Source organism: Halomonas sp. EF61 (assembly GCF_040147045.1).
In the GTDB taxonomy this organism is placed as follows: domain Bacteria; phylum Pseudomonadota; class Gammaproteobacteria; order Pseudomonadales; family Halomonadaceae; genus Halomonas; species Halomonas litopenaei.
The window spans coordinates 386,666-412,257 of sequence record NZ_JAMSHM010000001.1 but is presented as its reverse complement, the minus strand read 5'-3'; the positions used below and the strand labels follow the sequence as shown (position 1 = coordinate 412,257).

Here is a 25,592-nt window from a genome sequence, read left to right as displayed (position 1 = left end):
TGGCAACGGCGAATGAACCTGCTCCCTCGTCCAGACGCTGGCGTGGATCTCCCCTCCGGAGAATCCAGTCAATGGCCCTATTATCTTTACCTGGCCTCGCACGAGCAGCCTCGGGCTCTGAACGCACTCAATCGGCGTGTCTTTTCGCCCCTCGGCGCCTTGCCGCCCGGCTTCCACGAGTAATTTCTGAACTCTGATGAATCTGACCGAACTCAAGCAAAAGCCCGTGCCGGAGCTTCTCGATATCGCCCGCGAGATGGGTATCGACAACCTGGCCCGGTCCCGCAAGCAGGACATCATCTTTGCCATCCTGAAGAAGCACGCCAAGAGCGGCGAAGACATCTTCGGCGATGGCGTGCTGGAGATCCTTCAGGACGGTTTCGGATTCCTGCGCAGCGCCGACAGCTCCTACCTGGCCGGCCCCGACGATATCTATGTGTCGCCGTCCCAGATCCGGCGCTTCAACCTGCGCAAGGGCGACACCATTTCCGGCAAGATTCGCCCGCCGAAAGAAGGCGAGCGCTACTTCGCGCTGTTGAAGGTCAGCCAGATCAACCTGGACCGGCCGGAGAACGCCAAGCACAAGATCCTGTTCGAGAACCTCACGCCGCTGTTTCCGCAGGACCGTCTGCGCATGGAGATCGGCAATGGTTCCACCGAGGATCTGACCGCGCGCATCATCGACCTGACCGCACCCATCGGCAAGGGCCAGCGTGGCCTGATCGTGTCGCCGCCCAAGGCGGGTAAGACGCTGATGTTGCAGAACATCGCCACCTCGATCACGCGTAACAACCCCGAGTGCCAGTTGATCGTGCTGCTGATCGACGAGCGCCCCGAGGAGGTCACCGAGATGTCGCGCACCGTGCGCGGCGAAGTGGTCGCCTCGACCTTCGACGAGCCGCCGGCGCGTCACGTCCAGGTGGCCGAGATGGTGATCGAGAAGGCCAAGCGTCTGGTCGAGCACAAGAAGGACGTGGTCATCCTGCTCGATTCCATCACCCGTCTGGCGCGCGCCTACAACACCGTGGTGCCGTCCTCCGGCAAGGTGCTGACCGGTGGTGTCGACGCCCACGCCCTGGAAAAGCCCAAGCGCTTCTTCGGTGCCGCGCGTAACATCGAGGAAGGCGGCAGCCTGACCATCATCGCCACGGCCCTGGTGGACACCGGCTCCAAGATGGACGAAGTGATCTTCGAGGAGTTCAAGGGCACCGGTAACATGGAAGCCCACCTGGATCGCCGTCTGGCCGAGCGTCGCGTCTATCCCGCGCTCAACATCCGCCGCAGCGGCACCCGTCGTGAGGACCTGATCGCCTCCGACGAGGAGATGCAGCGCATGTGGATCCTGCGCAAGCTGCTAAACCCGATGGACGATACCGCGGCCACCGAGTTCCTGATCGACCGACTCAAGGACACCAAGACCAACCTCGAATTCTTCGAGGCGATGAAGCGCCGCTAGCGTTGGCCAACGCCGCGCCTGGGCGGTCGCCAGACGCAAGGTCCAGGTGACCGAGGTCAAGACGAGGGGCAGCATGCTATGCTGCCCCTTTTGTGTTCAGGGGAGCGAGGCAATCGCATGAAATATGGTGACTTGCGTGACTTTATCGCGGGTCTCGAGGCCGCCGGCGAACTCAAGCGGGTGACCGCCGAGGTGGACCCCTATCTCGAGATCACCGAGATCTGCGATCGCACCCTGCGCGCCGGTGGCCCTGCGTTGTTGTTCGAGAACGTCAAGGGCAGCGAAATGCCGCTGCTCGGCAACCTTTTCGGCACCCCCAAACGCGTCGCCATGGGCATGGGCCAGGACTCGGTGGAGGCGCTGCGCGAGGTCGGTGAGCTGCTGGCCTTTCTCAAGGAGCCGGAACCTCCCAAGGGCTTTCGCGATGCCTGGGAAAAGCTGCCGATCTTCAAGCAGATCATGAGCATGGGTCCCAAGACCGTGCGCTCGGCACCGGTCCAGCAGCGAGTCTTCGAGGGCGATGAGGTGGACCTGGATCGACTGCCGATCCAGCACTGCTGGCCCGGTGATGCCGCCCCCCTGGTGACCTGGCCGCTGGTGATCACCAAGGGCCCGCACAAGAGTCGTCAGAATCTCGGTATCTATCGCCAGCAGAAGCTCGGCAAGAACCGCCTGATCATGCGCTGGCTGTCCCATCGTGGCGGCGCGCTGGACTTCCAGGAATTCCAGCAGGCGCACCCCGGCGAGCCCTTCCCCGTAGCGGTGGCGCTGGGCGCCGACCCGGCGACCATTCTGGGGGCGGTGACCCCGGTGCCTGACTCGCTGTCCGAGTACGCCTTCGCCGGGCTGCTGCGTGGCTCGCGCACCGAACTGGTCAACTGCGGTCACGCCGACCTGCAGGTGCCGGCGTCTGCCGAGATCATCCTCGAGGGCTTCCTGTACCCCGATGATACCGCGCCGGAAGGTCCCTACGGCGACCATACCGGCTACTACAACGAGGTGGAGACCTTTCCGGTGTTCACCGTGACGCGCATGACCATGCGCAAGGACGCCATCTACCACTCCACCTACACCGGACGTCCACCGGACGAGCCTGCGATCCTCGGGCTCGCCTTGAACGAGGTGTTCGTGCCGATCCTGCGCCGCCAGTTCCCTGAGATCGTCGACTTCTATCTGCCCCCGGAAGGCTGCTCCTACCGCATGGCGGTCGTGACCATGAAAAAGCAGTACCCGGGCCACGCCAAGCGGGTAATGATGGGGGTATGGAGCTTCCTGCGTCAGTTCATGTACACCAAGTTCGTGGTGGTGCTGGATGATGACGTCGACGCTCGCCAGTGGGAGGACGTGATCTGGGCCATCACCACCCGCATGGACCCGGCCCGCGACACCGTGATGGTCGAGAACACCCCGATCGACTACCTCGATTTCGCCTCTCCGGTGGCTGGGCTCGGCTCCAAGATGGGCCTGGACGCCACCAGCAAGTGGCCGGGTGAAACGGACAGGGAGTGGGGCGTGGCGATTGCCATGGACGACAGCATCAAGTCCCGGGTCAGCGAGCGCTGGGACGAATTCGACATTCCTCTCCCCGACAGCAACAAGAGGTCGACATGACGGCAAGGACCCTGACCTGCCAGGTCATCGAGGTCGAGGACCTCACCCCTGACGTGTTTCGCGTGATTCTGGAAGGACGCGCCGAGGCCATGGCCCATGCCCCGGGCCAGTACCTGGAAATGTGCCTGGACGATGACTGCTGGGTGCCCTTTTCCATCGCCAGCCGCCATCGTGACGATGGGCGACTCGAGCTGCATATTCAGCACTGGCCCGAACGCTCCAACTCGGCCCAGCTCAGGGCCATGCTGGTCGAGGCCCAGCACCTGACCGTGCGTCTGCCGGGGGGCGACTGCGTGCTGGATGGTGAAAGCGATCGTCCGCTGACGCTGATCGCCGCCGGTACCGGCTTCGCCCAGATGAAGGCGATCGTCGAGGCGGCGCTCCACGCCAACCCCGGGCGCTCCATCAGCCTGTGGTGGGCGGCCAAGGAACGCCGTGATCTGTACGCCGAGAGCCTGGCCCGGCAGTGGGTCGCCGAGTCCGATAAGGTCAGCTTCCACGCGGTCTGCGAGGAAGGCTTCGAGCAAGGCTTCGCCGACGAGCGGGTGCACGCCCATCATGGCCGTATCGACGCCGCACTCGCCGCCGAGCTTGGCGATGTGTCGGGCCACGACGTCTATCTGTCGGGCTCGCCCGGCATGGTCTATGCCTGTGTCGACGTGCTCGCCTCGCTGGGGCTGGACCCGTCACGGGTGTTCTCGGACGTCTTCGCCTACGCGCCACGCGACCCTCTGGTGCCGGTGGTCGGTAGCCTGGTCGGGGAAAAGCAGTCATGAGCGCGTCGCCGATCCTGATTACCGGTGGCGCCCAGCGTCTGGGGCGTCACTGCGCCGAGCGCCTGGTACAGGACGGCCAGCCGGTGATCATCAGCTATCGCCGCGAGCGCCCGGAGCTCGAGGCCATGCGCGAGCGCGGCATCGTCACCCTCCAGGCGGACTTCTCCAGCGAAGACGGCATCCTCGACTTCCTGGAGCGGCTCAAGAGCGAGACCGGATCGCTTCGCGCCATCGTCCACAACGCCAGCGACTGGGCACCGGACAGCGATGGCGAGGATGCCGGGGCCGCCTTCGAGCGGCTGTTCCGTATCCATATGCTGGCGCCTTACCTGATCAACCTCCACGCCAAGCCCTTGCTCGACGCCTGTAGCGAGCCCCAGCGGGACATCGTCCACATGACCGACTATGTGGTGCAGAAGGGCTCGCGCAAGCACGCCGCCTACGCCGCCACCAAGGCCGGGCTCGACAATCTGACGCTGTCCTTCGCCGCGCGCTATGCCCCAGAGATCCAGGTCAACGCCATTGCACCCGCGCTGATCATGCTCAATCAGGGCGATGACGAGGACTATGCCGCCAAGGCCAGGGCCAAGTCGGCGATGGACATGGTGCCGGGGCCCGGGGTCATCTACCAGAGCCTGCGCTACCTGCTCGACAACCGCTATGTGACCGGCACGACCCTGGCCGTGGACGGTGGCCGCCACCTGCGCTGAATCGCCGGCGGACTCGCCTGACCCGAGGAATCCCCCTAGACTCTGGATGACCCTGACAACAACATCACAAGGAGGCGACCCATGGCCCATCACGACGACGACCTGCATGGCGACAGCTCTCACGACGGCTTTCATGACGAAAGCGGATTCCTGACGATCTTTCTCGGCCTGGTAGTGATGGTCGGCATGACCTGTCTGCCGGCGACCATCGGCTGGGTGCAACTGGCGACAGGCTAGCCAGGGGCGTCAGCAGACCATGGTCGACGGCACGGCGCTTTTCCTGCCCGTGCACAGGGGTTGCCATTTGCTCCGGCGCGGGGCAGGATGAAACAAGATTCGAGGAGACACCGATGACCGATCACGCAAACCCGACCCGACCCCGACCCGATGGCAGCGACAGCGCCCTCGTCGGTGCTGTCTTGGGTTCGGATTGTGTGCATGCGGACGCGGTGTCCTTTTATTGGCCCAGCTTTTCCTGGTATTGGTTTGATACCGGGGCGCTGGTGCGCGAGGCCTGATCCAAGTATCTGGCACTCGCGAGGCGCTCCCCCCCAGGGCCGCCTCCCAGAACCCCCGGACGGCTGCCCGTCCGGGGGTTCCTTGTTTGTGTGGCCAGACGTTTTCACTCAGTAGCACTCACCTGCGAAAGGCAGGCAACCGGAGCAATGACATGACCGCATATCGACTCTTCGCCAGCACCATTTCCCATGGCTATGCCTATGGCGATAGCTGGCGATTTATCGACGCGCGGTCGGCCCAACTGGCCACCTCCGACCGTGAGCGCCTCGGTGGTCGACGCACCCAACGATGTACGACCACACGGAGCTGATACCATGACCGCCAGCCTTTCGCTTGCCACCGCCGACCTCAACGCTGCCGCGACGCAAGAGACCGCCCCCCAGATGACCCTGCCGACCCCGCAGGCGCTCAAGCGCCAGTGCCCACTCGGGACGACCCTGAGCGATCGCGTCGACGCTCAGCGTCAGCAGATCCGTGACATTCTCGAGGGTCGTGATGATCGCCTGCTGGCGGTGGTCGGGCCCTGTTCGATCCATGACCCCAGGTCGGCGCTTGAATACGCCCGGCGTCTGGCCTCCCTGGCCGACAGCATCCGTGATCGAGTGCTGGTGGTGATGCGGGTGTACGTCGAGAAGCCCCGCACCACCGTGGGCTGGAAGGGCCTGGCCTATGACCCGGACCTGGATGGCAAGGGCGACATGGCGCGTGGGCTCGAGCTGTCACGCCAGCTGATGCGCGAGATCGTCGAGCTGGGCCTGCCGGTGGCCACCGAGATCCTGCAGCCGATGATCGCTCCTTACCTTGAGGACCTGCTGGCCTGGGTCGCGATCGGCGCACGCACCACCGAATCCCAGCTGCATCGCGAGATGGCCAGTGGCATCGGCGCGGTGGTCGGCTTCAAGAACGCCACCAGCGGCGACGTCCAGGTGGCACTGGACGCCATGCGCTCGGCCGCCCACCCCCACCAGCACTTCGCGGTGGGCGAGCAGGGGCAGCCGGTCATGCGCGAGACCGCCGGCAACCCCTACACCCATGTGGTGCTGCGGGGCGGTCACGGTGAGCCCAACTACGGGGTCGATGCGGTCGCCGCGGCTAGAAAAGCGCTGATCGGCGCCGGCCTGCCGCCACGGCTGATGGTGGACTGCAGCCACGCCAATGCGCGCAAGGACCATCGCCGCCAGAGTGAGGTCCTGCTTGAGGTGCTGGCCCAGCGCCTGGCCGGTGACACCTCGCTGATCGGGGTGATGCTCGAAAGCCACCTGAACGAGGGCAAGCAGCCGCTGGAGCCCGGCAAGTTGCGCTACGGTGTCTCGGTCACCGACGCCTGCATCGGCTGGGAGACCACCGAACACCTGTTGAGCCTGGCTGCCGAGCGCCTCGCCCAGCAGGGTTGAGCCCGACGATGCGAACGAACCAGACCAGAGGCCCTTTCGGGCCTCTGGTCGTTTATGTCCGGCGTAACTGGCTCGCGCCGTGGGTGGGGACGTGACTCAGCGGCAGAAGGGCCATACCTGATAGAAGCTGTCGCAGCGGAATTCCGCCTCGCAGGCTGCCAGTTGGCTGCGGTAGCGGGAAGCATAGTGGATGGCCACCTGACTCAGCGGCAGAAGGGCCATACCTGATAGAAGCTGTCGCAGCGGAATTTCGCCTCGCAGGCCGCCAGTTGGCTGCGGTAGCGGGAAGCATGGTGGGTGGCCACCTGACTCAGCGGCAGAAGGGCCATACCTGATAGAAGCTGTCGCAGCGGAATTCCGCCTCGCAGGCCGCCAGTTGGCTGCGGTAGCGGGAAGCATGGTGGGAGGCCACCTGACTCAGCGGCAGAAGGGCCATACCTGATAGAAGCTGTCGCAGCGGAATTCCGCCTCGCAGGCCGCCAGTTGGCCGCGGTAGCGGGAAGCTGTGCTGGCCACCTCCCGCGCCGCGCGTTGCACCGCCGGCTTGGCGCGATAGCTGCCGCGCTGATAGCCGCCCTGGCCTTCGTGGTAGGCCAGGTACAGGTGCTCGGGGTTGGACAGTGACACCCCCGTCATGCGCCGCGTGCGGGCGTTGTACCAGCCGATGAAGTCGGTGGCGTCGTCCATGTCGGTGCGACTGGCGAACAGCCCGCCGGCGGCGTCATCGTATTCGCCCCATACCGGATCCTGGGCCTGGGCATAGCCGTAGGCCGAGGACGGGCGCGTCCACGGAATGAAGCCCAGTAGTTTGGTACGTGGCGGCCTGACGTGGCTGCGAAACGACGACTCGCGCTTGATGAAGGCCATCTGGGTCCAGGGGGGCGTGCCCCACTTTTCATAGGAGGCCTGGGTGGCGTCGTACCAGTCCGGCTGCTGGCGAAAGATCTCGCACAGATTGTCCTGATGGCTCGGCGGCGCCGGGGCGAAGGCGGCGCAGCCGTTGAGGGTAACAAGCGCCGCGGCAAGCACCGTAGTGAGTAGAGCAGACCGCATCCTTGGCATGGCCCGTTTCACAACATTTTCCCGTTCAGTGATATCGCCCCCAGTATGCCCTCCCGTGCACTTCCGGACCATCCTTGCACGTCTTAGACGGGCTCGGGTTCTCTCTGCCTGGGTTGGCCTCCACCTCCGATGTCCGAGGGCACCAGTGGCAGGTCCTCGGGCAGGTGGCGGGCACAGAAGTCCAGGCAGTCGAGGCCGTTGACGGCCTGGGGGGCCAGTGGACAATTCCATGGCGACTCGCGCAGCACTTCCGGAAGAAGGTCGCTCAGATCCTCCATGTCCTGACTCTTGGGCCAGCACAGCCAGCGCTCCCGTTCAGGGGTCTCGGGGTGGCGCCACTTCAGCATCCAGTCGTCGCCCCAGGGCAGTACGCCCAGGGTGTCGGGTTCGGGCGGCGGCAGACCCTGGAAGGCGCTGGCCCACCAGCGGGGCGAGAGGTGATGGCGTCCCAGGCGTCGGCTGCACTGGGCCAGCAGGGTACGCTGAACCACCATGACATCCAGGGCGCTGTCATCGCGATAGAGTACATGGAGCGCGAGAGTGTGCGGTATTACGCAAAGCTCCCGCTCAACCAGTTCATCCAGTGACTCCCTGCTGTCGACCTCCTCGGCCAGGGCGCCGTCCAGCGTTACCAGGGTGACCGATTGTGGAGGTATGACGAGACAACAGGGAAGTGCCTGGTCGAGGAATGAAAGCGATTGGACATTGGCGGCGCTGCCCCGGTCGAGGCTCTGTTGATCGACACAGTGGACCCAGTACCAACGAGGCTCGGGATCTTCGTCGGCTGAAGGGGCGCGTTGGGGCATAAGAAGTATGCGCTGATGTCGGTGTCCCAGATTCCACATGGTTCTGGTCCTGTCGATAGCGATTGTTGGTGCACTGTGTCGACGAGCAAAGCCATTTTCTTTCACCAACTGTTACTCTTTTTACAATAGCGCTACTTCCTGTGCTCTGCTTCAACCTCGTCTATCGTCATACGAGTGTCATCTGGACTACCTAGTGTTGTCGGCGGACCGCTGGCGCCCCTGTGATCGACTTTCCCTCCGATACCCGAGGCCGGCAACAGTGACTGGCACCGACAGCCCACGCCTTGACGGCGAACAGAGGGCTGCAAGAAGAGGACTGCGCAATGAGCAAGGAAATTGAAGATCATCGTCTATTGAACCCCAGCCGAAACGAACCCTTCTCCTCGGTGCTCGACCGTCGTCTTTCCCGGCGAGCGGTGATGAAGGGGGGCATGGGCATGGCGGCCATGACCATGCTGGGAAGCTTTGGTCTCTCGGCCTTCGCCAACGAGCCGTCGTCAGGGATGGCCAAGACGCCGCTGGCGCTGGCCTTCGAGTCGATTGCCGGTTCGCGCAGCGACGCCGTGGTGGTGCCGCCGGGCTATACCGCCCAGGTGCTGGTGCCCTGGGGTACGCCGCTTGACGACAGCGCGCCCGAATGGAGCGAAGATCTGACGATGACGCCCCAGGCCCAGGCGGCCAGCGTCGGCATGCATCACGACGGCATGCATCCTTTCGCGCTGGATGAGAGCACGGCCTCCGAGCGCTTCCTGCTGGTGATGAACAACGAATACATCGACGAGAACGCGCTGTGGGCGCCCCAGGGCGGCCCTACCAACATGACCGAAGGCAAGCGTCCGGCGGACGAGGTGCGCACCGAGATCAACGCCCACGGGGTGACCGTGGTCGAGGTGAAGAAGGACGCCGATGGTCGCTGGAGCCACGTCAAGGGTTCCGCCCATAACCGTCGCTACACCAGCGCCACCCCGATGCACCTGTCAGGGCCGGTGGCGGGCAGCGACTACGTCAAGACCAGGTATTCCCCGGGCGGCACCCAGGCCCGCGGCACCAACAATAACTGTGCCCACGGCTACACGCCCTGGGGAACTTACCTCACCTGCGAGGAGAACTGGCCGGCCTACTTCGTCAAGAACGAAGGCCGTACCCTGGACGATGACCGACTTGGTATCGCCAGCGGGCGCGGACGCTACGGCTGGGAGACCGCCGCGGGCGATGACAGCGAACGCGACGACGAATTTACCCGTCTGATCGGCGACCCCGTCGCCGACGACGCCAGCGGTGACTACCGCAACGAGCCGCGTCAGTTCGGCTATATCGTCGAGATCGACCCCTATACCGGCAGGCAGGCGATCAAGCGCACGGCGCTGGGCCGCTTCCGCCACGAGGGGTGCTGGCCGGGCAAGCTGGTAGCAGGCGAGCCGGTGGTGTTCTACTCCGGTCACGACTCGCGCAACGAGTACATCTACAAGTTTGTCTCCGAGGCGGCCTGGGACCCGGCGGATGCCATCGCTCCTGGCGCCGAGGCCGACCGCCTGGCGATCGGTGACAAGTACATGGACAGCGGCACCCTGTACGTCGCTCGCTTCAACGCCGATGGCAGCGGCGAGTGGCTGCCGCTGACGCCGGACGCCACCACCCAGGATGGCCGTACCCTGGCCGAGGCGCTCGAACTCGACGCCGATGACCTGGCCGGGGTGATCATCCACACCTGTGACGCCGCCGACCTGATGGGTGCCACGCCGATGGATCGCCCGGAGTGGGGCGCGGTGGACCCGTCCACCGGCGAGGTCTACATGACCTTGACCAACAACTCGAAGCGTACCGAAGACGGCACCGAGGCGACCCTGACCGGCGACGGCGACAACATCACCGCGCTGGGCAACGGCTACGCCACGGCACCGGTCAATGCGGCCAACCCGCGGGCGAACAACGAGGCCGGTCAGATCATCCGCTGGCGCGAGGGCAGCGACGCCACCGCCTTCGACTGGGAGGTATTCGTGTTCGGTGCCGCGGCCAGTGACCAGAACAACCTGTCCGGGCTGACCGCCGACAACGAATTCGCCAGTCCCGATGGGCTCTACTTCGATGAGCGCGGCGACGGCCAGGGCATCCTGTGGATCCAGACCGACAACGGCTACGAGGGCGTTACCGAGAGCACCAATGACCAGGTGCTGGCGGTCGTGCCGGCGGAGCTCGAGCGTGCCGATGGTGCCGCCGCAGTGATCTCCGGGGCCAACCAGGACAAGCTCAAGCGTTTCTGCGTGGGCCCCAACGGCTGCGAGGTCACCGGCATCTTCCCCACGCCGGACAAGACCGCGCTGTTTATCAATATCCAGCATCCGGGCAATTGGCCGGCCAGTGACGACGCGACCCAGGCGCCTGATGCCAGCGTGCGCCCGCGCGCCGCCACGGTGGTGATCCAGCGCGAAGACGGCGGCCAGATCGGCGTCTAGGACGTGTCCGAAAGGTGTCGGCTTGCGTCGGCCTTTCGGGCAACCTCCAGGGGCGTTCTCTACGTCTGACGTCTTGCGCCGCCCCAGCACCCCGGCTCCCTTTTCAGGGAGCCGGGGTGTTTTTTCTAGGGTCTGGGTGTCCAGGGCTGGATGATCGGCAGCCTGAAGCGGGAGGCGGTTGGTCCGGGGACCGCTTGGGTCGGCCAAGGCGCGGGCCAAGCGGCGCCCGGCAGCCGTCAGGACACATGACGACAACATGAAGAAGCCCCCGCCGCCGGGGGCGAGGGGCCTGGGTGGTGTTGCCGGTGCGTCTGTGGCGCTTTAACGCGCCGCTTTACTCAAGCCCGGGCGGCGTAGGCGTACAGCAGCGTTTCCTGGGCGGAGATCGGTGCGGCCTCGCCCGGATCCTGCTTGATGTAGGTGCCGTCGGCCTGCAGCAGCCAGCTCTGGCAGTTGTCGACCAGATAGGTCTCGAGGTCCTTGCGCACCCGGGCGGCGAGCTTCTTGTCGAGCAGCGGGAAGCAGGTCTCGACCCGATGGAACATGTTGCGCGCCATGAAGTCCGCGCTGGAGCCCCATATCTCGGGCTTGCCGTCGTTGTGGAAGTGGAACACCCGGGTGTGTTCAAGGAAGCGACCGATCACCGAGCGCACCCGGATATTCTCGGAGATGCCGGGCAGGCCAGGGCGCAGGCAGCACATGCCGCGGATGATCAGGTCGCACTCGACGCCGGCCTGGGAGGCGCGGTAGAGCGCCTGGATCAGCTTGGGTTCGGTTAGTGAGTTGCACTTGACGATGATATGGGCGCGCTTGCCCTTGCGCGCGTAGCTTGCCTCCCGCTCGATCATTTCGACGACCCGTTCGTGCAGGGTGAAGGGGGCGTGCAGCAGCTTCTCGATCTGGCGGGTGCGGCCCATGCCGGACAGTTGCTGGAACACCTTGTGCACGTCGGCGCACAGCACAGGGTCCGCGGTGAGCAGGCTGTAGTCGGTGTAGAGCTTGGCCGTCTTGGAGTGATAGTTGCCGGTGCCGAGGTGAGCGTAGTGGCGCAGCGCGCCCTTCTCGCGGCGCACGATGTGCATCATCTTGGCGTGGGTCTTGTAGGCCATCACCCCGTAGATGACGATGGCGCCGGCCTCCTGCAGGCGCGAGGCCAGCGCCAGGTTGTCGGCTTCGTCGAAGCGGGCGCGCAGTTCGATGACCACGGTCACTTCCTTGCCTTGGCCGGCGGCCTCGACCAGGGCGTTGACGATGGGTGAGTCGGCACCAGTGCGATACAGGGTCTGCTTGATCGCCAGCACGTCGGGGTCGCGGGCGGCCTCGCGCAGCAGGTCCTCCACCGGGGTGAACGACTGGAAGGGGTGATGCAGCAGGATGTCGCCTTCCTGCATCGACTGCATGATGGAGTTGGGTTGCTTGACCTGCTTGGGCACGCCGGGGGTAAAGGAGCGGTACATCAGATCGGGCCGGTCGGCGTCACCCAGTACCGACATCATGCGGGTCAGGTTGACCGGGCCATTGACCCGATAGAGGTCACTGGGTTCGAGCTGGAACTGCTTGATCAGGAAGTCGGAAAGCTCCTCGGGGCAGTTGTCGGCCACCTCCAGGCGCACGCCGCTGCCGTAGCGCCGGGCCAGCAACTCGCCGCGCAGGGCCGAGGCCAGGTCCGAGACTTCTTCGGGATCCACTGTCATGTCGGCGTTGCGGGTAAGACGGAACTGGTAGCAGCCCTTGACCTTCATCCCCGGGAACACCTCGTCGGCGTGGGCGTGGATCATCGACGACAGGAACAGGTACTCGGTGAAGCCTTCCTCGCACAGCTCTTCCGGCAGCGCGATGACCCGGGGCAGCGAACGTGGCGCCGGCAGGATGGCGAGGCCGCCCTCGCGGCCGAAGGCGTCCTTGCCCTCGAGCTCGACGATGAAGTTGAGGCTCTTGTTGACCAGCCGCGGGAAGGGGTGCGAGGGGTCCAGCCCGATGGGGCTGACCACCGGGATGATCTCGGTGGAGAAGTAATCATGGACCCACTTGCGCTGCTGCTTGGTCCAGTCGCCACGCCGACGGAAGCGGATGTTGTGGGCTTCCATGGCAGGGATCAGCTGCTCGTTGAGGATGCGGTACTGACGCTCCACGTGTTCGTGGGCGATCTTCGATATCTCGTCGAGCACCGAACGTGGGCTGCGGCCGTCGGCACCGGTGGCGTCGTCGCCCACGGCCAGTTGGCTCTTCAGTCCGGCCACCCGGATCTCGAAGAACTCGTCCATGTTGGAGGAAAAGATCAACAGGAACATCAGGCGGTTGAGCAGCGGGTGCGCCTGGTCCAGCGCCTGTTCCAGCACCCGGATGTTGAACTGCAGATGCGACAGCTCGCGATTGAAGTAGAGGCTCGGGTCGGTGAGGTCGGCCTCCGGGTCCGGCATTGCCTTGGGCTTGATGCCGGTGCGCGTCTGGTTAAGGCGCGGCACCGGGGTATCGGCCTGGGGCGCGTCGCTCATCGAGACGTCGGACTTGCCCAGGGTCGCATGTTCAATCGTGGTATTGTCGCTCTGCGCGTCTTCCATGGTGGTTCCTCATCGGGGCTCGGGAAGGGCGCCGCTCCCTCCCCTGATCAGCGGGCCAATAACCTGGCCGCGCGTTTGGCAAAGTAGGTCAGCACGCCGTCGGCGCCGGCACGCTTGAAGCACATCAGCGACTCGAGGATGACAGTGTCAGCGTCCAACCAGCCGTTGTCGAAGGCAGCCATGTGCATGGCGTATTCACCGCTCACCTGGTAGGCGTAGGTGGGCACGCGCAGCTCGTCCTTGACCCGGCGGACCACGTCCAGGTAGGGCATGCCGGGCTTGACCATCACCATGTCGGCACCTTCGGTGATGTCCATGGCGACCTCGTGGAGGGCCTCGTCGCTGTTGGCGGGGTCCATCTGGTAGGTCGACTTGTCGGCCTTGCCCAGGTTGGCCGCCGAGCCCACCGCATCGCGGAAGGGGCCGTAGTAGCGCGAGGCGTACTTGGCGCTGTAGGCCATGATGCGGGTGTTGGGCAGGCCTTCACGCTCGAGCAGTTCACGGATGGCACCGATACGCCCGTCCATCATGTCAGAAGGGGCGACCACGTCGGCCCCGGCCTCGGCATGGGACAGCGCCTGCTTGATCAGGGTCTCGACGGTGCGGTCATTGGCCACATAGCCGTCTTCATCGAGGATGCCGTCCTGACCGTGGCTGGTGTAGGGGTCCAGGGCAACATCGGTGATCACGCCGAGCTCGGGCAGGGCGGCCTTGAGCTCGCGTACGCTACGCTGGACCAGGCCGCTGGCGCTGTAGGCTTCTTCCGCCAGCTCGCTTTTCTTGTCGGCGTCGACCACCGGAAACAGCGCAATGGCGGGAATGCCCAGCTCGACGGCCTCGCGGGCCTCTTCGATCAACAGGTCCAGCGACAGGCGCTCGACCCCGGGCATGGACGGTACAGCCTCGCGTCGGCCTTCGCCCTCGAGCACGAAGACTGGCCAGATCAGATCGTCGGCACTCAGCTGGTTCTCGCGCATCAGGCGGCGGGAGAAGTCGTCCTTGCGCATGCGGCGAGGACGGCTGGCGGGGTAAAGACGAGGGGTAATGGCACTCAAGACGGCACTCCACGGAAGCAGGGATTCGGCGCCACGCGCTAGTCTGGTGGCACTTCATGACAAAAGCATGACATTGATTGAGTATATTCCTCCTCTCCCGTTCGCCGAAAGTCACGTCTTGTCGCACCCGTGGCGACTCTCTAGAGTAGTGGCAGTCTTGGCCGCGTCCGGCCCCGTTCGCGACGCGCTATAAAGGAGAATGACATGAGTAAACAGGTAGCGATCGTCTTGTCGGGCTGCGGCGTACAGGATGGTTCCGAGATCTACGAGACCACCCTGACCCTGCTGCGCCTGGACCAGCTGGGCATCGCCTATCGCTGTTTTGCCCCGGATATTGCTCACCAGGAGGTGATCGACCACCACAGCGGGGAGGCCGTCGAGGCGTCGCGCAATGTGCTGGTCGAGTCCGCCCGCCTGGCCCGGGGCGAGATTTCGCCGCTGGACGAACTGTCGGCATCGGACTTCGATGCCCTGATCCTGCCCGGTGGCTTCGGGGTGGCCAAGAATCTTTCGAACTACGCCACGGCCAAGTCCGAGATGGAGGTCCACGAAGACCTGGCCGAGCTGTTGATCGAGTTTCACGATGCGCGCAAGCCGATCGGCCTGATGTGCATCGCGCCGGTGCTGGTGCCCAAGGTGCTGGGGCCGGGCATCGCCGTCACCATCGGTACCGACCCCGAGGTGTGTGGCTGCATCAGCGCCATGGGCGGCCTGCATCGCAGCTGTGCGGTGGACGATATCGTGGTGGACTTCGAGCATCGCCTGGTGACCACCCCCGCCTATATGCTGGCCACCCGCATCAGCGAGGCGGCGCTGGGCATCAACAAGCTGGTGGATCGCATCGACGAGATGATGGACGTCAACACCTGAGCGCTGTAGGCAGCGGGGCCAGGCCCCGCTGAGACGCCAGACGATGGCGGATCATTGTCGCCAAGCGCCTTGAATACCACCGGTGCGAGAGCGGTAAAAAAGCAAAGCCCGAGGCCAATGCCTCGGGCTTTGTGCATTCTGCTGACGGGGGCTCTGCCGGTGTGGCGATCACGCCTCGTCCGGCGCTTCCTCGTCATCGCTGCTCCGCCTCTTAACCAGCCGGCCGAACAGCAGCCCGACCTCGTAGAGCAGGTACATGGGTACCGCCAGCAGGCTCTGGCTGACCACGTCCGGCGGGGTCATCAGCATGCCGATGACGAAACAGCCGAGGATGACGTAGGGGCGCTTGGCGCTCAGGCTCTTGACGCTGGCGGCGCCGGTGAGGATGAGCAGGAAGGTGGCAATCGGGATCTCGAAGGCGATACCGAAGGCGAAGAACAGCTTCAGCACGAAGTTGAGATACTGGTTGATATCGGTCATCACCTGCACGTTCTCCGGCCCGGTCTGGGTGAAGAAGGCGAACAGCAGGGGAAAGACCACGTAGTAGGCGAAGGCCGCGCCGAGATAGAACAGCAGCACGCTCGAGGCCAGAAGCGGTAGCGCCAGGGCCTTTTCCTTGTCGTACAGCCCTGGCGCCACGAAGGCCCAGGCCTGGTGCAGGACGAAGGGAATGGCCACGAACACCGCTACTACCAGGGTCAGCTTGAACGGCGCCAGGAAGGGCGACGCCACCTCGGTGGCGATCATCTGGGAGCCTTCCGGCAGCAGCTCCATCAGGGGGTCTGCGACAAACTGGTAGATGTCGTTGGAAAAGGCGTAGAGCGCCAGGAAGATCACCAGGATGGCGATCACGGCGCGCATCAGCCGCGAGCGCAGCTCCACCAGGTGTTCGATCAGTGGGGCGTGGCCCTGACTTGACGGCGGAGTGTCACCGGTATCGCTCATCGGGTGGCGGAGTCCTTGTGCTCGGAAGAGGCGGTGTCATCGCTGGGAGCGGGGGAGAGCGTGGAAGCCGAAGCGCTGGACGACGAGGCGCGTGCGGCGCTGTCGACGGCGTCGTCCAGCCGCTGGCCGGCCGAGGCAGACTGGGCGCCGGTGGAATCCGCCTGCCCGCCGTTGCCCTTGTTCGGGGTGTCGGCGATGGATTCCACGCTGCGCTTGGCTTGTTCGGCGCTGCGCTTGGCCTGGTTGACGCTGTCGTCCAGCTTGCGTTCCTGCTCCTTGAGCTTCTGGCGCAGTTCCTCGGCCTCGAGCTGGGCGCTGATCTCGCGCTGCATGCCGGCCACCGAACGCTTGATGCGTCCGATCCACAGGCCGGCGGTACGCGCGGCCTTGGGCAGCCGCTCGGGACCCAGCACCAGCAGTCCCACCACCCCGATGATCAGCAGTTCCAGAAAGCCGATATCGAACATGTGGCGTTACTTGCGCTCGTCGGAGGACTCGGGCTTGCGCTCCGCCTCGACGTCGTAGGTGTTATTGGGCGTATCGGTCTCGTCATGACGGACCTGGGCCTGGGGCTTGGCCTCGTCAGTCTTGTCCTCATCCTCGCTGACGGCCTTCTTGAAGCCCTTGACCGCGCCACCCAGGTCGCTGCCAACGTTGCGGAGCTTCTTGGTGCCGAAGATCAGGATGATGATGCCGAGTACGATCAGCAGTTGCCAGATACTGATACCACCTAACATAAGAACTTCCTCAATATGCGGCGCCAGGCGCCGTGAATCGTTGGTTCCCGCCGAGGCTCAGGAGCGGCGCGAGGCCTTCTCCTCATGCCCCGATACGCCGAAGCGCCGGGCGAGTTCATCCAGCACCTGCCGATGGTCGAGTCCCAGGTGCGAGAGCATCACCAGACTATGAAACCACAGGTCTGCCGTTTCGGCGATCAACGCCTCGCGACTGGCTGGATCCGCGTCAACATCCTTGGCGGCAAGCACGGTTTCTACCGCCTCTTCGCCCACCTTCTCGAGTATCTTGTTCAGCCCCTTGTGATGCAAGGAGGCAACGTAGGAAGTGTCAGGGTCGGCGTGCCGCCGTTCGCTGAGGGCGGCGTCGAGCTGGTTCAGAATATCGCTCATCGGTGAAGATTCCATTAAAAGATCAGTTCCAGATCACCAGCAGTGTGCCGATGCCCGCAGCGACCAGGACCGGCCAGGGCTGATCGGTCAACCAGCCGGACAGCGGTTGCCAGGCCAGCGCCACCGCGGCCAGGGCGAGCCCCAGTCGGGTCCGGCGTATGCGCCTGGCCTGGCGGGTCAGTTGGCCGAGAATGTGGGTCATGACCTCGCCCTGCTGGGTGATCTGGCGCGATCGCTTCTCGGTCTGGGACAGCGCCTGGTGGGCCAGCACCGGCAATTCCGGTAGCTGTCGGGTCAGCTCCGGTGCCTGCCGCTTGAACGACTCCCACAGGCCCTGGGCGCCGGCGCGTTCCTTCATCCAGCGCTCCAGGTAGGGCTTGGCGGTGGCCCACAGGTCCAGGTCCGGGTAGAGCTGACGGCCCAGGCCCTCGATATTGAGCAGGGTCTTCTGCAGCAACACCAGCTGGGGCTGGACCTCCATGTTGAAGCGCCGCGCGGTCTGGAACAGGCCCAGCAGCACCTGGCCGAACGAGATGTCCTTGAGCGGTTTCTCGAGGATCGGCTCGCATACCGTGCGTACCGCCGCCGCGAACTCGTTGGCGCGGGTATCTTCGGCTACCCAGCCGGACTCGATGTGCAGCGCCGCGACCTCGTAGTAGTCCTGGTGGAAGAAGGCCAGCAGGTTGCGCGCCAGGTAGTCCTGGTCTTCCCGGGTAAGGCTGCCGACGATGCCGCAGTCGATGGCGATATACTGGGGGTCGGACGGTGCCTGGCGGGAGACGAAGATGTTGCCCGGGTGCATGTCGGCGTGGAAGAAGTTGTCGCGGAACACCTGGGTGAAGAAGATCTCCACGCCGCGCTCGGCCAGGCGCTTCAGGTCGGTGCCCTGGGCCTTGAGCGCCTCGATGTCGGCCACCGGCACGCCGTGGATGCGTTCCTGGACCATCACCTTGTGGCGGGTCAGCGGCCAGTGGATCGACGGCACATACAACAGTGGCGACTTGTCGAAGTTGCGCTTGAGCTGGGAGGTGTTGGCCGCTTCCTTGGTCAGGTCGAGCTCGTCGAACAGGGTGGTCTCGTAGTCGCGGACCACTTCCACCGGGTGCAGCCGGCGCGCTTCCGGCACCTTGTTGAGCGCTCGCGCCACCAGGTACATCAGCGCCATGTCCTGGCGCATGACCCGCTCGATGCCTGGGCGAATCACCTTGACCACCACGTCCTGGCCGTCGGGCAGCCTGGCGGTGTGGACCTGGGCGATCGAGGCCGAGGCCAGCGGCTCACGGGAAAATTCGGCGAACAGTACCTCGAGCGGCTCGCCCAGGGACTCTTCGATCAGTGCCTCGGCATGCTCGCCGGGGAAGGGCGGTACCTGATCCTGCAGCCGCTTGAGTTCATTGGCGATATCGTCGGGGAACAGGTCGCGACGGGTCGACAGCATCTGGCCGAACTTGATGAAGATCGGCCCCAGTGACTCCAGCGCCAGGCGCAGGCGTTCGCCGCGGGAGCGCTCGCCGACGGGAATCAGTTTGAGCGGCGACCAGGTGAATATCAGCCGCAACCACCAGGGCAGCTTTTCCAGCGGCAGCAGGGTGTCGAGACGGTAGCGGGTGACGACCCAGATGATGCGCAGCGGGCGGAGGATCATTAGACGTCGTTCTCCCGGGCCAGGCGACGGGTCAGGCGCTTGAGACGTGCCTCAGTACGGTCGGTGGCCAGCTCCAGTTCGGTCAGCGCCTCGCGCATGGCCTCGAGCTGATGGCGGCCGGGCAGCCAGCGGGCTTCCTCGAAGACGTACTCGGAGACGTCGGCGCACAGCTCACGGTGGGTGCGCAGGCCCCAGCGGGACAGGCCGCGCAGGCCTTCGGCGAGCTGGTGAGCCGGCAGGTCGCCGAGATAGCGGGCAAGCTCAGCCTCCCAGTCCAGGTCGAGATCCAGCAGCAGGTCGCGGGTCGCCTCGAGCAGGTGGAGCTTGCCGCGCACCGCGAGACGGCCCTCGAACATCAGCCGTTCCATGTCGGCGCCGCCGGCCAGCCGGCCCAGGGTGTCGCTGTCCAGCTCGACGATGGCGTCCCAGGCGCCTTCATCGACCTCGTCCACCAGCAGCAGGTCAACCCCCTGGGGGTGATAGCACAGCGCCAGCTGGACACGCGGGGACTCCAGGCACATCAGCACCCGCTGGCCCGCCAGCGAGCGCAGCCGAGAAGGCGAGGCAGGGTCGCGTGCGAGCAGGGCGTTGACGGTCTTCTCGATGCCGGCCAGCAGCAGGGTCGGGGTCAAGGCCATCATGTCCTCAAAGCTTGATGCCGCGATGCAGCGCGACGATGCCGCCGGTGAGATTGGTGTATTCGACGCGCTCGAGTCCGGCGGTTTCCATCATGCCCTTGAGCGTTTCCTGATCCGGGTGCATGCGGATCGACTCGGCCAGATAGCGATAGCTGTCGGCATCGCCGGCCACCAGTTCGCCCATCTTCGGCAGCAGACGGAAGGAGTACTCGTCGTAGGCGCGGGTCAAAAGCGGATTGTCGGGCTTGGAGAATTCCAGCACCAGCAGGCGGCCGCCGGGCTTGAGGATGCGCGCCATGGAGGCCAGGGCGGCGTCCTTGTCGGTGACGTTGCGCAAACCGAAGGCGATGGTGATGCAGTCGAAGGTATTGTCGGGAAATGGTAGGCATTCGGCATTGGCCTGGACGTACTCGACGTTGCCACCGACACCACGGTCGATCAGCTTGTCGCGTCCCACCCCAAGCATGGAGGCGTTGATGTCGGCCAGCACCACCTTGCCGCGCGGTCCCACCATGCGCGAGAACTTCAGCGCCAGGTCGCCGGTACCGCCGGCGATGTCGAGTACGCTATGACCAGGCCGGACGCCGGAACGTTCGATGGTCAGGCGCTTCCACAGCCGATGGATACCGAAGGACATCAGGTCGTTCATCACGTCGTAGCGAGCCGCCACGCTGTGGAAGACATCGGCGACACGTGAGGCCTTTTCCTCGACCGGCACGTCCTGAAAACCGAAGTGGGTGGTGCGCTTATCCATGGGACTCCCGAGTCGTGAGCGATTGCGAGAAGAGCCGATGGGGGCTCTTTGGCAGCGGCCATTGTAGCCTTGCCGAGGTGGCTTGTCTTTGACCGTCACCCGGCTTGTCGCCACACCGGTGTCGATCGCTAAAGCTGACGGATCTCGATACCCAGCGGCTCGCGACTGGCGCCGGCCTCGTCCAGACGCTTGAGATAGTCGGTCCAGTTGGCCTCGCGCTCGCGGATCAACCAGTCCAGATAGTCCCAGCTGTAAAGGCCGCTGTCGTGGCCATCGTCGAAGTGCAGCTTGAGGGCGTAGCGGCCCGCCTGGGTGATGTCGGCAAGGCCCACGTCCTTCTTGCCCACCTGAAGGGTGGCGGTGTCGCCGCCGTGGCCACGGACCTCGGCGGAGGGAGAAAACACCCGCAGGTACTCCACCGACAGGCGGTGGCGGGAGCCGTCGGCGTAGCCGATCTCGAGCTCGCGGGCCTTTCTGTGGTAGTGCACCAGGGTCGGAGTGGGGGCGCTCATGGCGATCCTCTCTGTTTCAGCACGGTGGGCGTGCCCTGACTTCAGCATTTGCGGCATCGAAAGCACGACCGGGCCGCGGCGCAGTGCGCGGCGGCCCGGTCATCGAGGGTGCTTGGCCGGTGGTTACAGGATATACCGGCTCAGATCCTCGTCCATGGCCAGTTCGCCGAGCTGAGAATCGACGTAGGCACGGTCGATGATCAGCGGGTTGCCGAGATCCGAGCCCTTGAACGAGGCCTCCTCGAGCAGCCGCTCCATTACCGTGTGCAGGCGACGGGCGCCGATGTTCTCGGTGCCTTCATTGACGTTGAAGGCGATCTCGGCGATGCGCTCGATGCCGTCATCGGTGAAGCGCACTTCGAGGCCGTCGGTGGCCAGCAGCGCCTCGTACTGACGGGTCAGGGCGGCGGACGGCTCGGTCATGATGCGCTTGAAGTCGTCCGGCGTCAGCGCCGACAGCTCGACACGGATCGGCAGACGGCCCTGCAGCTCGGGGATCAGATCCGAGGGACGCGACAGGTGGAAGGCGCCGGAGGCGATGAACAGGATGTGGTCGGTCTTCACCATGCCGTACTTGGTCGACACCGTGGAGCCTTCGATCAGCGGCAGCAGGTCGCGCTGGACGCCCTCGCGGGAGACCTCACCGCCGCTGGACTGACCGCTGCCCTTGGCGACCTTGTCGATCTCGTCGAGGAAGACGATGCCGTTCTGCTCCACCGCCTCCACCGCGCGGGACTTGATGTCGTCCTCGTTGACCAGCTTGCCGGCCTCTTCGTCGCGCAGGATGGTGAAGGCCTCCTTGACCGTGACCTTGCGGGTCTCGGTCTTGCCCTTGCCCATGCCGGAGAACAGGTTCTGTAGCTGGCTGGTCATCTCTTCCATGCCCGGCGGTGTCTGGAACTCGAGGTTGGGTGCCTGGGGCGACACCTGGATCTCGATCTCCTTGTCGTCGAGCTGGCCTTCACGCAGCTTCTTCCTGAACATCTGGCGCGTCGAGGAGTCCTCGCGCGGCTCTTTTTCCTGGCCACGGGGCGGCGGCAGCAGGGCGTCGAGGATGCGATCCTCGGCGGCGTCCTCGGCGCGGTGGCCGACCTCTTCCTTGGCCTGCTCGCGTACCAGCTTGATCGCTGCCTCGGTCAGGTCACGGATGATCGACTCGACGTCACGGCCGACGTAGCCCACCTCGGTGAACTTGGTCGCCTCGACCTTGATGAAGGGAGCCTTGGCCAGCTTGGCCAGGCGCCGGGCGATTTCGGTCTTGCCGACGCCGGTGGGGCCGATCATCAGAATGTTCTTGGGGGTGACCTCCTGGCGCAGCTCGCCGTCGAGCTGCATGCGGCGCCAGCGGTTACGCAGGGCGATGGCCACGGAGCGCTTGGCATCCTGCTGACCGACGATGTACTGATCCAACGCGTGGACGATTTCGCGGGGCGTCATCTGGGTCATGATCAAAGCTCTTCCAGGGTCACGTGATGGTTGGTGAACACGCAGATGTCACCGGCGATCTCCAGCGACTTCTCGGTGATCTCGCGGGGCGACAGTTCCGTGTTCTCGAGCAGCGCGCGGGCGGCGGACAGGGCGTAGTTGCCGCCGGAGCCGATGGCGATGATGCCACGCTCGGGTTCCACCACGTCACCGTTGCCGGTGATGATCAGCGAGGCCTTCTTGTCGGCCACCGCCAGCAGCGCCTCGAGGCGGCGCAGGGCGCGATCGGTGCGCCAGTCCTTGGCCAGCTCCACCGCGGCCTTGACCAGGTTGCCCTGGTACTTCTCCAGCTGGGCCTCGAAGCGTTCGAACAGGGTGAAGGCGTCGGCGGTGCCGCCGGCAAAACCGGCCAGCACCTGGCCGTGATAGAGGCGACGCACCTTGCTGGCGTTGCCCTTCATCACCGTGTTGCCCAGTGACACCTGGCCATCGCCGGCCAATGCCACCTGGTCGCCGCGGCGAACGGAAACGATCGTGGTCATGGAGAATTCTCCTTGGGGAAGCCGAGGCCTCCGGTGACTGTCGAGGGGCAGAGCCCTCTGCATAAGCGATAGGCTGGTAGGTGCGGGCGGGTCGCAAGGATTTCAAGCGCGGGCGACTCGGGAATGCGGCTCGCTTCGACGAGAAGACGGCGCAGCAGAAGGACGAGAGATACCGCCACGATGGGTGCTTGAGCGGTGGCCAGCACCCACCAGGCCCAGACATGACGTTCTGGGCCTGGTGGGCGTAGCTTCAGAAGGAGGAGGTGTGCCGACGTCAGTTCTGCAGCTGGATCAGCAGCGGCTCGATGCCTTGAGTGCTCATTAGATCCTGGGCCCGCGACAGTTCATTGCGATCGCTGTAGGGGCCGACCTGCACCCGATGCCAGGTGGCGCCGCCGGTGGCCTCGACCTCGCTGATCTTGGCCAGCAGGCCGAAGTCCTTGAGTCGCCCGGCGAGCTGTCGGGCATCGTTGACCTCGCGGAAGGAGGCCGCCTGCAGCATGTAGCGACGTTCGGCGCTGCGCGGGGTCTCGGATGGCGTGGACGACGCTTCCTCTTCGCGGGAGTTGGCGGCGATCACCGCGGCGATGGGGTCGTCCGAGGAGATCTCGTCCTCGCTCGGCTGGGCCGCCTCGGGGCGCTTGGCAGTGGACGCCGGCATCTCCTCATCGGAGGCGATGACTTCGGACTCCGGCAGCAGGGTATAGAACTCGAACGTCGGCATCGGCGGCTCGCTTTCGCTGGTCTGTCCGCCTTGTGCACTGCCACTCGCATTGCTGCCCTGCTGCTCGCCGCTGGAGGGCTTGGGCAGCACCGCCGCCACCGGTGAACGGGGATCCTGCCAGGGAGCGGTACCGTTCTGGTGGTGAGCCAGCAGGAAGCCTGCGGCCACGCCGACGGCGGCCCACAGCCAGCCTGGGATACCCCCGCGGGCCTGCTTGGGTGCTTGCCTGCGCTTCTGGCTGGTGGTTGCTCCGCGCTTGCGCGGGGGCGCCTTGCGAGTGGCCATGGCTTACATCTCCTCCGGTGCACCGACGCCCATCAGGTCGAGTCCATTACGCAGCACCTGACGCGCGGCCAGGCCCAGCGCCAGGCGCGCATTGCGCAGGGCGTCGTCGTCGACCATGACTTTGCAGGCGTTGTAGCAGCTATGGAAGTCGGCTGCCAGATCCTGCAAATATTGGGCGATCTGCTGCGGCTCGCGGGCCTTGGCGGCGTGCTCGACCACCTCGGGATAGCGCGCCAGGCGATTGAGCAGGGCCTTTTCCTGGTCTGCCTCGAGCAGGCCCAGGTTGGCCATGGCGGTGGCGTGGTCGAAGGCCAGGCCTTCGCTCTCGGCCTTGCGCAGCACGCTGCACACCCGGGCGTGGGCGTACTGGACGTAGTACACCGGGTTGTCATTGGACTGCGAGCGCGCCAGATCGATGTCGAAGGTCAGCTGCGAGTCAGCGCGACGGGCGGCGAGGAAGAAACGGGTGGCGTCGCGGCCGACCTCGTCGATCAGGTCGCGCAGGGTAACGTAGCTGCCGGCCCGCTTGGACAGCTTGACCTCGACCCCGGAACGGGTGACCAGCACCATCTGGTGCAGCACATAGTCCGGCCAGCCCTGGGGGATACCGACATCCAGCGCCTGCAGGCCGGCGCGTACCCGGGTCACGGTGGAGTGGTGGTCGGCACCCTGCTCGTTGATCACGCTGGTGAAGCCGCGCTGCCACTTGTCGAGGTGGTAGGCCACGTCGGGCAGGAAGTAGGTGTAACCGCCTTCGCTCTTGCGCATCACCCGATCCTTGTCGTCGCCGAAGTCGGTGGTGCGCAGCCACAGGGCGCCGTCCTGCTCGTAGGTGTGGCCGTTATCGGTCAGGCGACGGGCGGTCTCCTCGACCTTGCCCTGCTGGTACAGCGAGGACTCGAGGAAGTAGACATCGAAGCCGACGCCGAAGGCGCGCAGGTCCAGGTCCTGTTCGCGACGCAGGTAGGCCACGGCGAACTCGCGGATGGCGTCGAGATCCTCCGGGTCAGCCTTGGCGGTGACGTGGCGGTCGTCGGCGTGGATGGTCTCGCCGGCCAGGTAGGCCTTGGCCACGTCCTCGATGTAGCCGCCGCGGTAGCCGTCCTCCGGCCAGCCGTCGCTGTCCGGGTCCAGCCCCTTGGCGCGGGCCTGCACCGACAGCGCCAGATTGGTGATCTGGGCGCCGGCGTCGTTGTAGTAGAACTCGCGGGTGACGTCGTAGCCGGTGGCCTCGAGCAGGCGACACAGGCAGTCGCCCACCGCGGCGCCTCGGCCGTGGCCGACATGAAGGGGGCCGGTGGGGTTGGCGGAAACGAACTCTACCTGCACCTTTTCGCCAGCGCCGGCCAGGCTGCGGCCGAAGGCGTCGCCGGCGTCCAGCACCTGGCGCACCACCTGGGCCGCGGCGTCGGTGGCGGCGAAGAAGTTGATAAAGCCGGGGCCGGCGATCTCGACCTTGGACACGGCGGCGCTTTCGGGCAGGGCCGCTACCAGTTTTTCCGCCAGCTGGCGCGGTGCGGCCTTGGCCGGCTTGGCCAGCATCAGGGCGAGGTTGGTGGCGTAGTCGCCGTGGGCCTTGTCCTTGGTCGGGTCGACCTTGTAGGCCGGGGAAAGCTCCTGGGGAACGACTTCCTGCTGCTTGAGCTCGGCAAGAGCGGCATCCAGCAGCGCAACGATGGTGTCTTTCATGAGGCGTCTATGTCCTGTGGCACGGTGGCCGAG

The 25,592-nt window shown here is 65.2% G+C and carries 27 protein-coding genes; 10 read left to right on the top strand and 17 right to left on the bottom strand.

The annotated features are described in order from the left end of the window. The first annotated feature begins 196 nt into the window (after positions 1-196). From rho to NFI08_RS01660, 8 genes are all read left to right on the top strand, one after another. Complete coding sequence (gene rho, locus NFI08_RS01695; RefSeq protein ID WP_045991171.1) at positions 197-1,456, top strand: transcription termination factor Rho; 1,260 nt, start codon at positions 197-199, stop codon at positions 1,454-1,456. Positions 1,457-1,573: 117 nt separating this feature from the next. Next, positions 1,574-3,067: a 4-hydroxy-3-polyprenylbenzoate decarboxylase gene (ubiD, locus tag NFI08_RS01690; protein WP_045991170.1), complete on the top strand. Its 1,494-nt coding sequence runs from the start codon at positions 1,574-1,576 to the stop codon at positions 3,065-3,067. Beyond that, complete coding sequence (locus NFI08_RS01685; protein ID WP_108449747.1) at positions 3,064-3,843, top strand: NAD(P)H-flavin reductase; 780 nt, start codon at positions 3,064-3,066, stop codon at positions 3,841-3,843. Before ubiD ends, NFI08_RS01685 begins: the two co-directional genes overlap by 4 nt. After that, positions 3,840-4,553, top strand: coding sequence for a dihydromonapterin reductase (gene folM, locus NFI08_RS01680; RefSeq protein ID WP_108449748.1), 714 nt, complete (start codon positions 3,840-3,842; stop codon positions 4,551-4,553). The genes NFI08_RS01685 and folM overlap by 4 nt, the downstream gene beginning before the upstream one ends. A gap of 81 nt (positions 4,554-4,634) precedes the next feature. Then, positions 4,635-4,790 (top strand): hypothetical protein, encoded by a 156-nt coding sequence (locus NFI08_RS01675; protein ID WP_181248593.1) that lies wholly within the window; start codon positions 4,635-4,637, stop codon positions 4,788-4,790. 113 nt (positions 4,791-4,903) lie between these two features. Beyond that, a complete protein-coding gene (locus NFI08_RS01670) occupies positions 4,904-5,071 on the top strand; it encodes a hypothetical protein (protein ID WP_156088602.1) in 168 nt (55 codons plus the stop codon). Positions 5,072-5,223: 152 nt separating this feature from the next. Next, entirely contained in the window at positions 5,224-5,382 is a 159-nt protein-coding gene (locus NFI08_RS01665; protein ID WP_185696394.1) for a hypothetical protein, read from the top strand. 4 nt (positions 5,383-5,386) lie between these two features. Beyond that, entirely contained in the window at positions 5,387-6,466 is a 1,080-nt protein-coding gene (locus tag NFI08_RS01660) for a 3-deoxy-7-phosphoheptulonate synthase (RefSeq protein ID WP_108449749.1), read from the top strand. A gap of 96 nt (positions 6,467-6,562) precedes the next feature. Here the strand turns inward: NFI08_RS01660 and NFI08_RS01655 are convergent, their stop codons facing one another. From NFI08_RS01655 to NFI08_RS01645, 3 genes are all read right to left on the bottom strand, one after another. Next, entirely contained in the window at positions 6,563-6,688 is a 126-nt protein-coding gene (locus tag NFI08_RS01655) for a hypothetical protein (RefSeq protein ID WP_345840323.1), read from the bottom strand. A 195-nt stretch (positions 6,689-6,883) separates the two neighbouring features. Then, positions 6,884-7,519: a transglycosylase SLT domain-containing protein gene (locus tag NFI08_RS01650; protein WP_108449750.1), complete on the bottom strand. Its 636-nt coding sequence runs from the start codon at positions 7,517-7,519 to the stop codon at positions 6,884-6,886. A gap of 92 nt (positions 7,520-7,611) precedes the next feature. Then, complete coding sequence (locus NFI08_RS01645; RefSeq protein WP_108449751.1) at positions 7,612-8,373, bottom strand: hypothetical protein; 762 nt, start codon at positions 8,371-8,373, stop codon at positions 7,612-7,614. A 284-nt stretch (positions 8,374-8,657) separates the two neighbouring features. Between NFI08_RS01645 and NFI08_RS01640 the strand changes: the two genes are divergently transcribed. Next, positions 8,658-10,787, top strand: a complete 2,130-nt coding sequence (locus NFI08_RS01640; protein ID WP_108449752.1) for a PhoX family protein — start codon at positions 8,658-8,660, stop codon at positions 10,785-10,787. A 338-nt stretch (positions 10,788-11,125) separates the two neighbouring features. On the opposite strand, the gene ppk1 is transcribed toward NFI08_RS01640, so the two are convergent. Beyond that, positions 11,126-13,282: a polyphosphate kinase 1 gene (gene ppk1 / locus NFI08_RS01635; protein ID WP_485477606.1), complete on the bottom strand. Its 2,157-nt coding sequence runs from the start codon at positions 13,280-13,282 to the stop codon at positions 11,126-11,128. Between the two features lie 113 nt (positions 13,283-13,395). Next, complete coding sequence (gene hemB, locus NFI08_RS01630; RefSeq protein WP_108132299.1) at positions 13,396-14,403, bottom strand: porphobilinogen synthase; 1,008 nt, start codon at positions 14,401-14,403, stop codon at positions 13,396-13,398. 204 nt (positions 14,404-14,607) lie between these two features. Here hemB and elbB point away from each other — a divergent pair, with 204 nt between their 5' ends. Continuing rightward, entirely contained in the window at positions 14,608-15,273 is a 666-nt protein-coding gene (elbB, locus tag NFI08_RS01625; protein ID WP_108449754.1) for an isoprenoid biosynthesis glyoxalase ElbB, read from the top strand. Between the two features lie 168 nt (positions 15,274-15,441). On the opposite strand, the gene tatC is transcribed toward elbB, so the two are convergent. The 12 genes from tatC to argS form a co-directional block, all read right to left on the bottom strand. Continuing rightward, positions 15,442-16,218 (bottom strand): twin-arginine translocase subunit TatC, encoded by a 777-nt coding sequence (tatC, locus tag NFI08_RS01620; RefSeq protein ID WP_045991159.1) that lies wholly within the window; start codon positions 16,216-16,218, stop codon positions 15,442-15,444. Further along, positions 16,215-16,685 carry a Sec-independent protein translocase protein TatB gene (gene tatB / locus NFI08_RS01615; protein WP_045991158.1) on the bottom strand — a complete coding sequence of 157 codons (471 nt, stop codon included), beginning with the start codon at positions 16,683-16,685 and terminating at the stop codon, positions 16,215-16,217. Before tatB ends, tatC begins: the two co-directional genes overlap by 4 nt. A gap of 6 nt (positions 16,686-16,691) precedes the next feature. Further along, on the bottom strand, positions 16,692-16,955 hold the full coding sequence (gene tatA / locus NFI08_RS01610; protein WP_349586711.1) for a Sec-independent protein translocase subunit TatA: 264 nt from the start codon (positions 16,953-16,955) through the stop codon (positions 16,692-16,694). A gap of 57 nt (positions 16,956-17,012) precedes the next feature. Continuing rightward, the gene (locus NFI08_RS01605; RefSeq protein ID WP_045991156.1) at positions 17,013-17,345 is read right to left on the bottom strand and encodes a phosphoribosyl-ATP diphosphatase; all 333 of its coding nucleotides are present in this window, start codon (positions 17,343-17,345) and stop codon (positions 17,013-17,015) included. A 22-nt stretch (positions 17,346-17,367) separates the two neighbouring features. Beyond that, entirely contained in the window at positions 17,368-18,990 is a 1,623-nt protein-coding gene (gene ubiB / locus NFI08_RS01600) for a ubiquinone biosynthesis regulatory protein kinase UbiB (RefSeq protein WP_108449758.1), read from the bottom strand. Next, positions 18,990-19,628 (bottom strand): ubiquinone biosynthesis accessory factor UbiJ, encoded by a 639-nt coding sequence (locus NFI08_RS01595; protein WP_108449759.1) that lies wholly within the window; start codon positions 19,626-19,628, stop codon positions 18,990-18,992. Before NFI08_RS01595 ends, ubiB begins: the two co-directional genes overlap by 1 nt. Positions 19,629-19,635: 7 nt before the next feature. After that, positions 19,636-20,382, bottom strand: coding sequence for a bifunctional demethylmenaquinone methyltransferase/2-methoxy-6-polyprenyl-1,4-benzoquinol methylase UbiE (ubiE, locus tag NFI08_RS01590; protein ID WP_045991154.1), 747 nt, complete (start codon positions 20,380-20,382; stop codon positions 19,636-19,638). Positions 20,383-20,510: 128 nt separating this feature from the next. Beyond that, positions 20,511-20,894 (bottom strand): gamma-butyrobetaine hydroxylase family protein, encoded by a 384-nt coding sequence (locus tag NFI08_RS01585; RefSeq protein WP_045991153.1) that lies wholly within the window; start codon positions 20,892-20,894, stop codon positions 20,511-20,513. 123 nt (positions 20,895-21,017) lie between these two features. After that, positions 21,018-22,340 (bottom strand): ATP-dependent protease ATPase subunit HslU, encoded by a 1,323-nt coding sequence (gene hslU / locus NFI08_RS01580; RefSeq protein ID WP_349586705.1) that lies wholly within the window; start codon positions 22,338-22,340, stop codon positions 21,018-21,020. Positions 22,341-22,342: 2 nt separating this feature from the next. Continuing rightward, positions 22,343-22,861 (bottom strand): ATP-dependent protease subunit HslV, encoded by a 519-nt coding sequence (gene hslV / locus NFI08_RS01575; RefSeq protein WP_045991151.1) that lies wholly within the window; start codon positions 22,859-22,861, stop codon positions 22,343-22,345. Positions 22,862-23,135: 274 nt separating this feature from the next. Further along, positions 23,136-23,870, bottom strand: a complete 735-nt coding sequence (locus tag NFI08_RS01570) for an SPOR domain-containing protein (protein WP_108449761.1) — start codon at positions 23,868-23,870, stop codon at positions 23,136-23,138. Positions 23,871-23,873: 3 nt separating this feature from the next. After that, positions 23,874-25,559, bottom strand: a complete 1,686-nt coding sequence (gene argS / locus NFI08_RS01565; RefSeq protein WP_108449762.1) for an arginine--tRNA ligase — start codon at positions 25,557-25,559, stop codon at positions 23,874-23,876. Between the last annotated feature and the right edge of the window lie 33 nt (positions 25,560-25,592).

Excerpts from the sequence above, each read along its gene's own strand:
- rho (WP_045991171.1), top strand. The coding sequence starts at position 197 with ATGAATCTGACCGAACTCAAGCAAAAGCCCGTGCCGGAGCTTCTCGAT.
- ubiD (WP_045991170.1), top strand. The coding sequence starts at position 1,574 with ATGAAATATGGTGACTTGCGTGACTTTATCGCGGGTCTCGAGGCCGCC.
- NFI08_RS01685 (WP_108449747.1), top strand. The coding sequence starts at position 3,064 with ATGACGGCAAGGACCCTGACCTGCCAGGTCATCGAGGTCGAGGACCTC.
- folM (WP_108449748.1), top strand. The coding sequence starts at position 3,840 with ATGAGCGCGTCGCCGATCCTGATTACCGGTGGCGCCCAGCGTCTGGGG.
- NFI08_RS01675 (WP_181248593.1), top strand. The coding sequence starts at position 4,635 with ATGGCCCATCACGACGACGACCTGCATGGCGACAGCTCTCACGACGGC.
- NFI08_RS01670 (WP_156088602.1), top strand. The coding sequence starts at position 4,904 with ATGACCGATCACGCAAACCCGACCCGACCCCGACCCGATGGCAGCGAC.
- NFI08_RS01665 (WP_185696394.1), top strand. The coding sequence starts at position 5,224 with ATGACCGCATATCGACTCTTCGCCAGCACCATTTCCCATGGCTATGCC.
- NFI08_RS01660 (WP_108449749.1), top strand. The coding sequence starts at position 5,387 with ATGACCGCCAGCCTTTCGCTTGCCACCGCCGACCTCAACGCTGCCGCG.
- NFI08_RS01655 (WP_345840323.1), bottom strand. The coding sequence starts at position 6,688 with ATGGCCCTTCTGCCGCTGAGTCAGGTGGCCATCCACTATGCTTCCCGC.
- NFI08_RS01650 (WP_108449750.1), bottom strand. The coding sequence starts at position 7,519 with ATGCGGTCTGCTCTACTCACTACGGTGCTTGCCGCGGCGCTTGTTACC.
- NFI08_RS01645 (WP_108449751.1), bottom strand. The coding sequence starts at position 8,373 with ATGTGGAATCTGGGACACCGACATCAGCGCATACTTCTTATGCCCCAA.
- NFI08_RS01640 (WP_108449752.1), top strand. The coding sequence starts at position 8,658 with ATGAGCAAGGAAATTGAAGATCATCGTCTATTGAACCCCAGCCGAAAC.
- ppk1 (WP_485477606.1), bottom strand. The coding sequence starts at position 13,282 with ATGAGCGACGCGCCCCAGGCCGATACCCCGGTGCCGCGCCTTAACCAG.
- elbB (WP_108449754.1), top strand. The coding sequence starts at position 14,608 with ATGAGTAAACAGGTAGCGATCGTCTTGTCGGGCTGCGGCGTACAGGAT.
- tatC (WP_045991159.1), bottom strand. The coding sequence starts at position 16,218 with ATGAGCGATACCGGTGACACTCCGCCGTCAAGTCAGGGCCACGCCCCA.
- tatB (WP_045991158.1), bottom strand. The coding sequence starts at position 16,685 with ATGTTCGATATCGGCTTTCTGGAACTGCTGATCATCGGGGTGGTGGGA.
- tatA (WP_349586711.1), bottom strand. The coding sequence starts at position 16,955 with ATGTTAGGTGGTATCAGTATCTGGCAACTGCTGATCGTACTCGGCATC.
- NFI08_RS01605 (WP_045991156.1), bottom strand. The coding sequence starts at position 17,345 with ATGAGCGATATTCTGAACCAGCTCGACGCCGCCCTCAGCGAACGGCGG.
- ubiB (WP_108449758.1), bottom strand. The coding sequence starts at position 18,990 with ATGATCCTCCGCCCGCTGCGCATCATCTGGGTCGTCACCCGCTACCGT.
- NFI08_RS01595 (WP_108449759.1), bottom strand. The coding sequence starts at position 19,628 with ATGGCCTTGACCCCGACCCTGCTGCTGGCCGGCATCGAGAAGACCGTC.
- ubiE (WP_045991154.1), bottom strand. The coding sequence starts at position 20,382 with ATGGATAAGCGCACCACCCACTTCGGTTTTCAGGACGTGCCGGTCGAG.
- NFI08_RS01585 (WP_045991153.1), bottom strand. The coding sequence starts at position 20,894 with ATGAGCGCCCCCACTCCGACCCTGGTGCACTACCACAGAAAGGCCCGC.
- hslU (WP_349586705.1), bottom strand. The coding sequence starts at position 22,340 with ATGACCCAGATGACGCCCCGCGAAATCGTCCACGCGTTGGATCAGTAC.
- hslV (WP_045991151.1), bottom strand. The coding sequence starts at position 22,861 with ATGACCACGATCGTTTCCGTTCGCCGCGGCGACCAGGTGGCATTGGCC.
- NFI08_RS01570 (WP_108449761.1), bottom strand. The coding sequence starts at position 23,870 with ATGGCCACTCGCAAGGCGCCCCCGCGCAAGCGCGGAGCAACCACCAGC.
- argS (WP_108449762.1), bottom strand. The coding sequence starts at position 25,559 with ATGAAAGACACCATCGTTGCGCTGCTGGATGCCGCTCTTGCCGAGCTC.